General features: G+C 72.3%; 11 protein-coding genes and 1 tRNA gene. 6 read left to right on the top strand and 6 right to left on the bottom strand.

Translation table 11 applies throughout. The features are described from left to right. Nucleotides 1-24: 24 nt before the first annotated feature. Both ACZ63F_RS13080 and ACZ63F_RS13085 read right to left on the bottom strand, forming a co-directional pair. The gene (locus ACZ63F_RS13080; RefSeq protein WP_469710597.1) at nucleotides 25-636 is read right to left on the bottom strand and encodes an SLATT domain-containing protein; all 612 of its coding nucleotides are present in this window, start codon (nucleotides 634-636) and stop codon (nucleotides 25-27) included. 418 nt (nucleotides 637-1054) lie between these two features. Continuing rightward, nucleotides 1055-1127: transfer RNA gene (locus ACZ63F_RS13085), tRNA-Arg, on the bottom strand. 321 nt (nucleotides 1128-1448) lie between these two features. Between ACZ63F_RS13085 and ACZ63F_RS13090 the strand changes: the two genes are divergently transcribed. From ACZ63F_RS13090 to ACZ63F_RS13110, 5 genes are all read left to right on the top strand, one after another. Continuing rightward, entirely contained in the window at nucleotides 1449-3056 is a 1608-nt protein-coding gene (locus ACZ63F_RS13090) for a dynamin family protein (RefSeq protein WP_469710599.1), read from the top strand. A 39-nt stretch (nucleotides 3057-3095) separates the two neighbouring features. Further along, a complete protein-coding gene (locus ACZ63F_RS13095) occupies nucleotides 3096-5309 on the top strand; it encodes a YfjP family GTPase (protein ID WP_469711365.1) in 2214 nt (737 codons plus the stop codon). Nucleotides 5310-5588: 279 nt separating this feature from the next. Beyond that, nucleotides 5589-6062 carry a single-stranded DNA-binding protein gene (locus ACZ63F_RS13100; RefSeq protein ID WP_469710601.1) on the top strand — a complete coding sequence of 158 codons (474 nt, stop codon included), beginning with the start codon at nucleotides 5589-5591 and terminating at the stop codon, nucleotides 6060-6062. A gap of 462 nt (nucleotides 6063-6524) precedes the next feature. Continuing rightward, a complete protein-coding gene (locus ACZ63F_RS13105; protein ID WP_469710603.1) occupies nucleotides 6525-7970 on the top strand; it encodes a Cys-Gln thioester bond-forming surface protein in 1446 nt (481 codons plus the stop codon). Between the two features lie 24 nt (nucleotides 7971-7994). After that, nucleotides 7995-8390, top strand: a complete 396-nt coding sequence (locus ACZ63F_RS13110; RefSeq protein WP_469710605.1) for a hypothetical protein — start codon at nucleotides 7995-7997, stop codon at nucleotides 8388-8390. An 11-nt stretch (nucleotides 8391-8401) separates the two neighbouring features. Here ACZ63F_RS13110 and ACZ63F_RS13115 read toward each other — a convergent pair whose 3' ends face one another. Beyond that, nucleotides 8402-9487, bottom strand: coding sequence for a zinc-dependent alcohol dehydrogenase family protein (locus tag ACZ63F_RS13115; RefSeq protein ID WP_469710608.1), 1086 nt, complete (start codon nucleotides 9485-9487; stop codon nucleotides 8402-8404). Then, nucleotides 9484-10278: a ferritin-like domain-containing protein gene (locus ACZ63F_RS13120; protein WP_469710609.1), complete on the bottom strand. Its 795-nt coding sequence runs from the start codon at nucleotides 10276-10278 to the stop codon at nucleotides 9484-9486. The genes ACZ63F_RS13115 and ACZ63F_RS13120 overlap by 4 nt, the downstream gene beginning before the upstream one ends. 404 nt (nucleotides 10279-10682) lie before the next feature. Here ACZ63F_RS13120 and ACZ63F_RS13125 point away from each other — a divergent pair, with 404 nt between their 5' ends. Then, nucleotides 10683-10904, top strand: a complete 222-nt coding sequence (locus tag ACZ63F_RS13125) for a hypothetical protein (protein ID WP_469710610.1) — start codon at nucleotides 10683-10685, stop codon at nucleotides 10902-10904. Nucleotides 10905-11547: 643 nt separating this feature from the next. Here the strand turns inward: ACZ63F_RS13125 and ACZ63F_RS13130 are convergent. Beyond that, the gene (locus tag ACZ63F_RS13130) at nucleotides 11548-11712 is read right to left on the bottom strand and encodes a hypothetical protein (protein ID WP_469710612.1); all 165 of its coding nucleotides are present in this window, start codon (nucleotides 11710-11712) and stop codon (nucleotides 11548-11550) included. Nucleotides 11713-11963: 251 nt separating this feature from the next. Next, nucleotides 11964-12779: a phosphotransferase family protein gene (locus ACZ63F_RS13135; protein ID WP_469710614.1), complete on the bottom strand. Its 816-nt coding sequence runs from the start codon at nucleotides 12777-12779 to the stop codon at nucleotides 11964-11966. Nucleotides 12780-12901: the final 122 nt, after the last annotated feature.

A 12901-nucleotide genomic window follows, 5' to 3' on the forward strand; every position in this document is an offset into this window, starting at 1 on the left:
GACGGCGGGCGAACGGCGGACCACTCAGCGTCCCATACCCACGACCTCCCCCGCCCCAGTCCCGGTGTCCCGATGCCCCGGAACGACGGCCTGGTCCTGCAACTGCTGAAGCCCGGCCCTGAACTCCGCGTTCCAGTCCGCGGTCTCCGCGTCCAGATGCCGTCGGACCGCGCCGACGAGACCGCTGATCAGGGCCATTCTCCGCTCGATCGCGGTCTGTTCGGATTCTTCGGTCACGCCGCGCAGCAGCTCCGCCGACCAGGCCAGCCGGAATGCGTTCAGCTCGCCGCGCAACGCCTGCGCGGCGGCGATGTCGCGCATCCAGGCCGTGGAGAGCCCGAAGAAGTGGTCGAAGCCCTTGCAGCCCGCGGCGGCGGCCAGGAAGACATATCCCCAGCTCTGGATTCCGGACCCCGTGGCCGCGCCGATCAGGGGGATCACCGTGCCGGTCGTCGCGAGCACGATCATCAGGCCACGGATGACGCGCGAGCCCTGACGCTTGAGCCGCTTGTCCGCGAGGTACCAGGCGATGGCGTCCTCGGCCTCTTGTTCGGCCCAGGCACGCAACGCCTGTACCGACTCCTGCCGTTCGAGCGGTGTGCTCGCCGCGAGCGCGGGAAAAGGCCTGCTCAGCAAGTCCCTTCCGGCCGGTCGGCGCTGGTCCGAACCGACACCGTCGACTCTCCCCGTTCGATCCGTCAACTCACCCTCCCGGCAGGGCCTTCGGCCACGAGGGTAGCCCACGGAGGGCCGGACGACTTCCTGCCGCAGCAGCCCCGGGCGAGTACCCGAGTGCGTTCGGTTAAGAGCGCGAGGGCTGCTACGGCTGCCTGCCGTGGACCGGCAACCTCAGGCGGGGGGTTCGGTCAGGAACGACGAGATCTGCTCGCACCGTCCGGAGAACATTTTGCGCCAGACCGAGACCGGCGATCCCGACACCCGGTTCACCAGGGGCCCGCACGCGGAATACGGCCGGCGGGAGACGGAGTGAGAGGACGCTCTCGCGACCGGGTCCGCCGGGGGCTACGCACCGTACCCATGCAGATGCTGTGGGCGCCCCCGGCAGGACTCGAACCTGCGGCCAAGCGCTTAGAAGGCGCCTGCTCTATCCACTGAGCTACGGGGGCCGGCTGTGCTGGCCTCGTACGCACTGCCCTGGTGGGGGCGGGTCCGTGACGTTGCCGGGGACAAGGATAGAACTCCCCGATCCGTGTCCCTGATGCTTCGCCTCCGTGGCTCAATGTGGAGGTTCGGTGAAGCGGTCCTGATAATCGCAGGCAGGTACGAATCGTGCATCGCTTTTGGCGCCCGACGCACCGGGTGTTGTGCACTCGTTATGCCTGGACTGTGCCTCCGTCCCAGTCGCCCCTTCCGCCCGTTGTGTCCTGTCGGCGCGCAGACATGTCTATATGCTTCAGAATTCCCCTAAAATTGGGCATTCTTCGCATGTGGTGACCTTGGACGTACGGCCTCAGCTGCTCGACACACTTTCCGCCCTGCGCGACCGTGTCGCTGCCGCACGCTTCCCGCTGCCCCTGGCGGGGGCTCCACGCGCGCGTGCCAACCGCGACGAACTGCTCGCACAGCTCGACGACTATCTGGTGCCCCGCCTCAGAGAACCCGAAGCGCCACTTCTGGCCGTGGTGGGCGGGTCCACGGGTGCCGGCAAGTCGACCCTCGTCAACTCACTGGTGGGCCGCCGGGTCAGCGAGGCGGGCGTGCTGCGGCCGACCACCCGCACCCCGGTCCTGGTCTGTCATCCGGAGGACCATCACTGGTTCAGCGGCATGCGCGTGCTGCCCGACCTGACCCGGGAGTGGGTGCCCCACCAGGAGCCCAGCGACGACCCCTTCCTTCCCGGCGACAATCCGGCGCGCGTACTGCGCGTCGAGACCGCCGACAGCATCCCGCGCGGCCTCGCCCTGCTCGACGCCCCCGACATCGACTCCCTGGTCGTCGACAACCGCGTTCTCGCCGCGGAACTCATCTGCGCCGCCGACATCTGGGTGATGGTGACCACGGCAGCCCGCTATGCCGACGCCATCCCCTGGCACCTGCTGCGCACCGCCAAGGAGTACGACGCCACCCTGGTGACCGTCCTCGACCGGGTCCCGCACACGGTCGTCTCGGAGGTCTCCCGGCAGTACGGCGCCCTGCTCACCAAGGCCGGACTCGGTGACGTACCCCGGTTCACCGTGCCCGAGCTGCCCGAGTCGGCCTGGGGCGGCGGCCTGCTCCCGGCCACCGCGGTCGCCCCGCTGCGCGCCTGGCTCCTCCACCAGGCCCAGGATCCCGGCGCCCGCAGCCACACCCTGGCCCGCACCGCGCACGGCCTCCTCGACTCCCTCAAGGCCCGCATGCCCGAACTGGCCGGCGCCGCCGCCGCCCAGTACGCCGCCGCGCTGCGCCTGACCTCCGCCGTCGACACGGCCTACGACAGCGAGCACGCGCGTCTGCGCGGGCGCCTCCAGGCCGGAGCCGTCCTCGCCGGCGACGCCCTCAAGCGCTGGCGCGCCTACCCGCTCGACTGCTCCGCCGAGGAACTCCTGGACGCCCTGGTGGAGAGCCTCGCCGCCCTGCTGCTCTGCTCCGTCACCGCCGCCGACGAACGTGTCGACGACGCCTGGCGCCGCGAGCCGGCCTCCGCCGCCGCGGGGCTGACCGACCGCGACCCGTCCCTGGAGAGTGCCGAGCACCGCATCGGCCTCGCCGTCCGGCGCTGGCGCCGCGAGCTGGAGGAGTACGCCGAGGACGAGGTGCGCGAGCTCGACCGCAGCGTCGCCCCGGACCCCGAGGTGGTCGCCGCCCTGGTCGCCACCGCGCTGCTCGGCGGCCGGCGTACCAAGATCGCGGGGGAGCGGCTCGCCGAGCGCATCGGCGCCCACGGCGCGCTGCGGCTGCGCGACCGCGCGGGACGGCTGCTCTCCGAACACGTGGACCGCGTTCTGCACGCCGAACGCGAGCGCCGCCTCGCCCCGCTCGACGCCCTCGACGTGCACCCCGAGCCCCAGGCCGAACTCATCGCCGCCCTGTCCGTCCTGCAGAAGGAGAGGTGACCGGTGACCGCCGTCACTGACCACGACCACACGGATCGCATGGAACGCATGGATCACACCAGTGACTTCACCGGTGACTGCGCGAGCGACTTCGAGGCGGGACCGGCCGCGGCGGACACCGCGCCGGACGCCGTACGGGAGTCCTCGCGGGAGCCGGCACGGGAGTCCGTACGGGACCGGGACCGTGCCCCGGCCGGCGACCGGCACCGGGACGAGGCCGGGAAGGACCTCAAGGAGACGCAGGGGCAAGCGGACACCGCCGAAGCTCCCGAGGTTTCCGGAGCACCGCAGGCCCCCGCGGCCCCCGCGGCGGCCGAGGCCGCCGAGCCGGCCGCCGAAAGCGTCCCGCACGCACGCGTGCGGGAGCAGCGGGAGCCGGCCGACGACCGCCCGCCCCCCACCGGCGACCGGCCGCCCGCCGCCGCTGACCGCTCGGCCGCCACCGGTGACCGCTCGGCCGCCACCGGTGACCGCCCACGCGCCGCCGCTGACCGCTCGGACGCCACCGGTGACCGCTCGGCCGCCGCCGAGGACGATCCGGCCGGCGACGACGTCTGGGACGACGGCCTCATCGCCCGCCGGGTCACCGAGACCGCCAAGGCCGCCGTCCCCGTCGTGGAGACCCGCGGCCCGGGCGCCCCGGCCCCCGCCCCGCTCGCCTACGACGGCCCCCTGCGCTCCCGCCTCGACGCCCTGCGCGAGCTCGTCGGCCTCTCCCGCACTCGCCTCGACAGCAACACCCTCGGCGAGGCCGGCCGGGTCCTGGACGAGGCGGCCACCCGGCGCCGGCTCTCCGGCCAGCACACCGTCGTCGCCCTCGCCGGCGCCACCGGCAGCGGCAAGTCCCAGCTGTTCAACGCGCTCGCCGGAGTCGCCATCTCGGAGACCGGCGTGCGCCGGCCCACCACCTCCGCACCCATCGCGTGCACCTGGAGCGACGGCAGTGCGGCGCTCATCGACCGGCTGGGCATCCCGGGCCGGCTGCGCCGCCGCCCCGTGCACAACCCGGAGGCGGACGCACAGCTGCGCGGGCTGGTCCTGATCGACCTGCCCGACCACGACTCGGCCGCCGTCGAGCACCGCGCACAGGTCGACCGGATCCTGAAACTCGTCGACGCGGTGATCTGGGTCGTCGACCCCGAGAAGTACGCCGACGCCGTCCTCCACGAGCGCTACCTGCGGCCCATGGCCGGCCACGCCGAGGTCATGTTCATCGTCCTCAACCAGACCGACCGGCTGCCCGGCGAGGCCACCGACCTGGTCCTGGACGACCTGCGCCGACTGCTCGACGACGACGGCCTCGCCCTCGGCGAGTACGGCGATCCTGGCGCGACCGTGCTCGCGCTGTCCGCGCTCACCGGCGACGGCGTCGGCGAACTGCGCGAGGTGCTCGGCCAGTTCGTGTCCGAGCGGGGCGCGGCGGCCCGCCGGGTCGCCGCCGACGTGGACGCCGCCGCGGCCCGGCTGCGGCCCGTCTACGCCACCGGCAGGCGCGCCGGGCTCAGCGAGGAGGCGCGCGAGGAGTTCGCCGGGCGGCTCGCGGACGCGGTCGGTGCCACCGCCGCCGGCGAGGCCGCCGAACGGGCCTGGCGGCGCAACGCCAACCGGGCCTGCGGCACACCCTGGCTCCGGCTGTGGCGCTGGTACCAGAAGCGCGGCGAGCCGCCCACCGGACGCCTGCAGAAGGCCCAGCCGGAGGTGGAGGCCACCGCGCGGCAGCGCGTCGAGCAGGCGGTGCGCACGGTCTCCGAGCGGGCCTCGGCCGGACTGCCCGCACCCTGGGCGCAGGCGGTGCGCGAGGCGGCCGTACGCGGCTCGCAGGGCCTTCCGGAGGCGCTCGACGACCTGGCCGCGCGGGCCGGCCTGCCGCCGGGGCGGCCACCGCGGCCGGGCTGGTGGCCGGTGGCGGTGCTGGCCCAGGCCGCCATGACGCTCCTCCAGGTGGTCGGCGGACTGTGGCTGATGGGGCAGATCGCCGGGGTGACGGCGCCCAACCTGGGCGTTCCGGTGCTGCTGATGGTCTCCGGGATCATCGGCGGCCCGCTGGTCGAGTGGGGCTGCCGGATGGCGGCCCGCGGCCCGGCCCGCCGGTACGGCCTGGAGGCGGAACGCCGGCTCCGCGAGGCCGCGGCCGGCTGCGGGCGGGCCCGGGTGCTGGATCCGGTGGCGGCGGAGCTGCTGCGCTACCAGGAGGTGCGGGAGCAGTACGCGCGGGTGACGCGGACGGGCGCCGGAGTGGCCGGAGTGGGGTGAGGCCGGCGGGCGGGGCGGGGCGGGGCCGCGGCCGGGGTTCGGGCCTGGGCGGGGCTCCGTCCGGGGGGCCGGGGTCACTCGCGCGGGTGGCGGGGTTCTCCACAGGCCGGCGGTGGTCCACAGCGCTCGGCGGGCCCGCGCCGACGGCGGCAGTCTGGACCCACGGCGACCGCGACCGGCGTCCCGGGCAGGCGGTCGCCGTGGTGGACACAGCCGTACGGGACGGCCCCGTACGCGGATCCGCCCGGCCGTGGCGGCCGGGCGAGGGAGGGGTTCGTGATGAACGAGACGATGGTCTGCGCGGTGGGCAACGTGGCGACGCAGCCGGTGTTCCGGGAGCTGGCGGCAGGCCCGTCGGCCCGGTTCCGGCTGGCGGTGACCGCGCGCTACTGGGACCGCGAGAAGAACGCCTGGACGGACGGCCACACCAACTTCTTCACGGTGTGGGCCAACCGGCAGCTCGCCACCAACGCGGCGACCTCGCTGACGGTCGGCGACCCGGTCGTCGTCCAGGGGCGGCTGAAGGTGCGCGCCGAGACCCGGGAGGGCCAGCAGTGGACCTCCGCCGACATCGACGCGGTGGCGATCGGCCACGACCTCGCCCGCGGCACGGCGGCCTTCCGGCGGACCGGCAGGCCGGACACGGCGGCACCCGCGCCACCGCGCCCGGAACCCGACTGGGAGACACCGGCGGAGTCCCCCGACCCGCCCGCCGGAGCGCAACCGGATCCGGTGGCGGCCGCCGCGCCGTGACGGGGCATGAAGTGACGTCGCGTCAAGGTCCGTCGGCGCCGGCCCATCCGAACGGCGGCCTCCTGGCCGCCCGCTGACATCCGTCGGCGCCCGTCGGCGCCCGCGGGCGCCCGGCGTTCCAGCCATCGACAGCCGGCTGACGGTCCCTTGGCGGCTCTTGGTGATCCCTGACGTCCCTTGACGTCCCGTGACGTCCTTTGACGTCCCTTGATGCCTCTTGACGGCTTATCGGCGAACGCGCTCCGAAGTGCCCGTCACCACGACCGGGGGGATTTGTCGATAAGGCCTGCTCGTTGGCGCCTCCGCGATAACGATTACGGATCGGATCGCTCATCGGACCATCTCACCGGGAAAGGGCGGTCCGGCTGATCCATAGGATGCCGGGCGTGGCCCCTGGGGCCGCTGATTCTGCTGGTGGGACCGCCCCCCGCGTCCAACGGGTCCTGCTCGAAGGGGAATTCTGTGCTCGCTGCGTTCTCTGGTCTCTCGGCGCCCAGCGCGTCCACCAGGCACTACGGCACCGCCGTGGCCGCGAGAGGCATGGTCCGCCTCGCCGCCGCGGCCCTGGTGTCCGGGCTGGTGGCCGCCGCCGCGCTGACCGGCGCCGGCCCGGCCGCGGCCGACGACGGGACCGCCCAGAGCCAGAGCGGGGCCACGGCGACCATGAACGGCCTGAAGACCTACGGCGCGGCCGTGGTCCACGGCGGCAGCGGCGACGAGCAGGTGGCCGCGGGCCTGTTCGAGATGTCCGTGGACGGTGGCGGCACGCTCCAGACGTACTGCGTCGACCTCCACAACCCCGCCCAGCGGGACGCCAAGTACCAGGAGACGGCGTGGAGCGGCACCTCGCTCGGCGCCAACAAGAACGCCGGCAACATCCGCTGGATCCTGCAGAACTCCTACCCGCAGGTCAACGACCTCGCCGCGCTGGCCCGCAAGGCCGGTGCCGGCAGTCTCACCGAGCAGGACGCGGCGGCCGGCACGCAGGTGGCCATCTGGCGTTACTCGGACGGCGCGGACGTCGACGCCGTCGACCCGCAGGCCGAGAAGCTCGCCGACTACCTGGAGAAGAACGCCCGCGGCCAGAACGAGCCGCAGGCCTCGCTGACCCTCTCCCCACCGGCCGTGTCCGGCCGGCCGGGCGGCCTGCTCGGTCCGGTGACGGTCCACACCAACGCGAGCACGGTCACCGTCGTCCCGCCGTCCGACGCAGCCCTCAGCGGCGTACGGATCACCGACAAGGCAGGCAAGCCCGTCACCACCGCCCGGGACGGCAGCGAGCTGTACTTCCAGGTCCCCGACGACGCTGCGGACGCCTCCGCCGAACTGAGCGTCCAGGCGTCGACGACCGTCCCCGTCGGCCGGGCCTTCACCTCCGCGAGCCGCAGCCAGACCCAGATCCTGGCCGGCTCCAGTGAGTCCACGGTCGCCGCGACCGCGAACGCGACCTGGGCGGACCAGGGCGCCATACCGGCACTGTCGGCCGAGAAGAACTGCGCCCGCAGCGGCGTGGACATCACCGCGGCCAACACCGGGGACAAGCCGTTCACCTTCGAGCTGGTGAGCACGGAGTACACCATCCCCGCCGACTCCTCGCGGACGGTGACCGTCCCGCTCCAGGAGGACCAGGCCTACGACTTCACGATCACCGACGCGAACGGCCTCGTACGCCGCTTCACCGGTGTCCTCGACTGCAAGACCCAGGGCGCCGACGCCGGCCTCGCCACCCAGACCCTCAGCGAGCCCAGCCCGGCCTCGGTGGGCGGCACCGCCTCCGACGTCAACCTGGCCGCGACCGGCGGCGACTCCGCGACCGGCGTGATCACGGGCGTGGCCATCGGCCTGGTGGTGATCGGCGGCGCGGTCCTGGTGATCCTGCGCCGGCGGGAGAACCAGCAGACCGACTGACTGCCGGACGGGCACTATGACCGCATGACCAACTCACCCGCGCCCCGCGGTGCGTCGTCGGACTCGGTCCTGTCCCTGTGGTCGCACGACTCGGTGCTGTCCATCGGCTCGGTGGGCTCCGTGCTCTCCATCGGTTCGGTGGGCTCGGCCCTCTCCGTCGGCTCGATCGGCAGCGCCCTCTCGGCGGGCTCGATCGGCTCGGCGCTGTCCCTCGTCTCGGCCGGGTCCTGGCTGAGCACGGGCTCCGTCCTCTCGGCCAACTCCCGCTGGTCCACCCTGTCCTGGCGCTCCTCCCGGGCCTTCCGCTCGACCGGAGCCGTCGGGGCCGTGGGAGCGGTCGGGGCCGTGGGAGCGGTCGGGGCCGTGGGAGCGGCCGCGGTGACCGCCCTGCTCCTGCACAAGGCCCTGCGCCCTCGCTAGGCGGCCGTTTCTCAGTCCCGGTCGTCCCGGTCGTCCCGGTCGTCCCGCCCGTCCTCGAAGACGAGAAACGGCTTGGCGCCGTGAGCGGTCGCCTCGGCGAACGAGACGGCTTCGGCGAAGCGTTCGAGCGGGAACGGCCGGCCCGGAGGGATGCTCAGCACTCCACCGACGACGAGGCTGCGGACCTCACACAGCGCGTCCAGCACCTCCGCGGGCGAGGCGGTGCCGAACCAGCGGTTCAGCCAGAACCCGCGGACCACTTTCGTCTCGTAGATGACCGAGCGCGCCGACACCGGGATGGTCAGCGCCGCCGGGTCGGTCTGCCGGTGGGTGGAGAGCGCGCCGTAGACCACGGTCTCTCCGCCCGGAGCCAGGGCCCGGGACACCTGGGCCCCCACGTCGCCCGCGACGCAGTCGGTGGCCTTGCGCACACCGGCCGGTCCCGCGATCTCGGCCACCCGCCGCACCAGGTCCTCGTCCTCGGTGCAGACGACCTCGTCGCCGCCCAGTGCCTTGATCTCGTCGACGGCGGCGCGCCGCCGCACCACGTTGATCGTGCGGATCCCCAGGTGCCCGGCCAGCTGGATGACGAGCCGGCCGACGGTGGAGCCCGCCGCCGTCTGCAACAGCCATTCACCCGGCTGCACGTCGAGCTCGCGCGTGACCAGGAGCAGCGCGGTCAACGGGTTGACGGCGAGCTGGCAGGCGTCGGAGTCGCTCAGCCGGCCGGGGATCGGCAGCAGCCGGTGCGCATCGGCGACGAGGTGTTCCTGCCAGGTGCCGTCGACCTGCGGCCCGGGAACCGCCGGGATCGCGACGTACACCACGCGCTCGCCGATCCTCAGCCCCTCGGTGCCCGGACCGAGGGCCTCGACACGGCCCACGCACTCCATGTACCCGCCGACCGCGGGGAACCCGGGGGAGAAGCCGTAGCGCCCGCGCAGCACGTGCAGATCACTGGCGTGGACCGGCGTCGCGTCCACCCGCACCAGCGCCTGGCCCGCCCCCGCCGTGGGAACGGGCCAGGACTCCACCCGCAGGACATCGGCCGGCTCGCCGGCCCTGCCGGCCACGAGCGCCCGCATGTACCGCGTCATGAACGACCTTTCGACCCTCCCAGCGTGCGCTCCGGCCCGAGGGCTGTCACGTCGAAGGGAGCGGCGGAATCCCCCGCAGGGCCCGGGCCGGGCACCAGCACGGCGGAGACCACCCCGTGGGACGAGGCCATGACATCCCGCACGAAGCGCAGGCGCCCGGTGCCGAGACGGCGCAGTGCCGCTCCGTGGTCCGCGGCGACGACGACGCAGACGGCGAGCAGAAGAAGCCGCCACAGGGCCATCACCGGGCGGCGGCCGGCACGGGGCAGCTCCGCCAGGGAGGAGTGCAGCCGCTCGCAGTGGAACGGCACGTGACGCTCCTCGTCGGACAGGATCCGCCCCGCCACCTCCGCGGTGAGCGCGTCATCGGTGCCGTCGCGCAGGGCCCGGTAGTAACGCAGCGCCACGACCTCCGCGATCATCAGCACCAGCAGCTCCATGCGCAGGCCCATGAGGCGCCGCAGCCGTACGAAGACCGCGTCGCTCCAGTGCCCGGCCAACGTCGGCACGCCCCCCGCGGCCAGCAGCCGGGCCAGCAGCCGGGCGTGGTTCTGTTCCTCGGCGACGAAGAGCCGGACCGCCTCCCCGTAGCCGGCGTCGCCGGCCTGGTCCGCCTTGCCGATCAGGTTGGCGCCGTCGCCGTCCTCGCCGACCTGGAAGCGCTGGATGCTCGCCCACACCGCCGGATGCAGCGTCGCGCCCCGCCCCCAGTCCGGATCACCCTGGGCATGCCTGCGTGCCCGCTCGTCCTCGAACCGCCTTGTCCACTCGGCGAAGCCGCCCGCACGCACCCGGTCTCCCCTCTCCGGACACGCCCACCGTGCCCCGGAGAGGGACGACGCAGCCCGGTACCAAAGCGTTCCGCGGGCGGCCGCTCTCCCGGCGCCGTCGGTGCCGCCTGCTCTACTTGCCCTACGTGATCCCAGGACCCGGTGACCGACGGAGACCGACATGGGCGTCGCTGGAGGAGTCGGGCGCAGCCCTGGCCGCCCGTGCCCGGACAGCGGGCGACCCCCTCTCCTGCCGATGCAGCCTCTGAAGCCACCCGCCGAAACCATCACAGAGCGGCCCACGGCCCCCATCCACCCCCTTCCTGGCCATGAAACCCCAGGTCAGTGGCAAGAAAGGGCTGTTCCCGTCCCGATCTGTGTTGGCGGCCACAGCGGCGGGGACACACGGGGGCGCATACTGAGCCATGACAAAGCCTGCTGCGCCGAAGCGTCATTTGCCCACCAGCCCCTTCAAGGCGGCGGTTACGCCCACCCCCAAACACTTCGCCGTGGGGGACCAGGTCACCCACGACATGTACGGCCTCGGCCGAGTCATCGGCATCGAGGGCGGAGTCGCGGCGCTCGTGGATTTCGGCTCGGCGCAGATGCGGATCCTGAGCCCGTACGCGAAGATGACCAAGCTGTAGGACCGTTGTGCCCGGTCACGGCACACCCGGGCCCCTTCAGGGCTCGTAACGAAAGAGAGTGCTCTCATCGATCTGACGTCGCTGTTCTCCGCCCCGGAGGGGCAACCCCGTCGCCCCGCCGCGGCATCGCCGCCTCCGTCGGCCAACCCCTTCCAGGCCCCTGACTGCGGGGAAGACGAGACCTCACCGCTCCAGGACACGCAGGATCCCGCCTCGAGCACGCGTGTGGCGCGGCCCGACGCGCAGCGGTCTCGGTTTCCGTCTCACTGAACCCCCGGGCATGACCGTCCAGCCGAACCCGCAGCGCTCCGGGCACCGACGGCCCGCCGCCTCAACACCACGCTTGGCAAGCGTGGTGGAGATCCGAGCTCCGGCAGGCGTCGGCCCATCCGGATGTCAGGGTTCGGTTGGACTTCGCCGCCCGCCGGTACATGCCACCAGCGCGCCGCCGTCCTGACCGAGGAACAGCATGAACCTCCAGGATCGGTCGGCAGCCCTGATCCGGCCGCGCCCCGACAGACGGTCGGGTGACCGCCGCCACCGCTGAACCCCCAGGTCACAGCCCCCGACCAAACGGGTTGCCACCCGAGGCTGGGCGTCAGGCAAGATGAGGAACGACAGGCATCCGCTGCACCGGGGCTGCCTAGATCCAGATCGACCAGACGCCTGCGACTGTCGCGATCACGACACCGGCGCCGGCGAGCCAGGCGGGACCACGGAGATCTTCCATCGCCTGCTCCCAGACAAGACGCTGTGCCCACTCGTAGCTGTACGTCAGGCGTCCCATGGTGAAGGTGGGCTGTCGCATAGCCGTCATGGCAGCCGACGGATCGGGGTAGGTGCCTTCAGGTTCATGGCTGGACCCTAGGCCTCTCCGCACGTTGCCGTGCCAGTCCTGGACAGAACGGCATGCTCACCCGTGCAGGAGCTGACATCCACCGCTGACATCAACGTCTGCGGACGGGGGCAGACAGTGACGGTTCCCTGCGGCTATGGTCACCGGCCGGTGACCCTGGTCACCTGCGCAACCTTCACTGTTATGAGAATGGGGCGCACACCTCAGGCGAGCAGATCCAGCAACCGACTGGCTTGCCGCTCTGCAGTGTCGGGCGGGTTTCTCGGATTGTTGGCGTCGTCGAAGGCCAGCAGGAACAACCAGACAAGTGCGAGAAGCCGACGGCAGTCCACCAACCGTGCCGATTCGGTTTTTGTCAGGTCGAAGTGCGCGAGAAATTCCTCGACAGCCAGCGGGTGTTCTACCCAGCTGCCCACGTGCTCAGTGATCTCCGCAAGCTCGAAAGCACGATCGCTGAGACCTGAGTCCTCAAAGTCGACGACCTGAACCTGGTCGCCGTCCCACAGGTAGTTTGCGAGGTTGCCGTCTCCGGGCCCGAAGACGTTGGGGACCTCTGGGCGACGAGCGGATTCCAAAGCCGACTGGGCGAGCCAATCCATGCCGCGGTCCATAGCGCAGCCCACCTCGTGGTTGACCCGAGGCCGAGCTTTCGGGAACCAGCAGTGCAGGTGGGCGATGAGCTCGTCTTGGCACCCCGGCCTGAGAGGTACCTTAGCCAGAACCGCAGGCGGCACGGCTTCGTGCATCCTCGTCACCGCGGCCGACAGCGCCTCGATCTGGTCGCCTTCGAGAGAGCGTCCACGCAAAGGCATGCCGACCAGCCTGGACATCACCACCGTAGGGTTTGCCGCTGAAAGATCCGACTCCCACGGATCAGGAGCCAGCCCAGGCGCATAGCTTGCGAGCAACGTCAAAGCCCGCCACTCGCGCTCACCTCGCTGACGATCCCTGCCCCGGAACCGCTTGGTCACCGAATCGGGCCGCAACTCGATGGCGTGAGTGCTCCATTGATCGGACATGAGAGCGATCCTGCCATCGCTGCCACGAACCGCGTGCCACACCCGTGCCAGCGGGGAAGACAGTGGGTTGCGTCCTGAGAAGTGGTGTACGGGCTCCCACCTGATCCGGGCGTTTGTCTCGG

Source organism: Streptomyces sp. NPDC104761 (assembly GCF_055583445.1).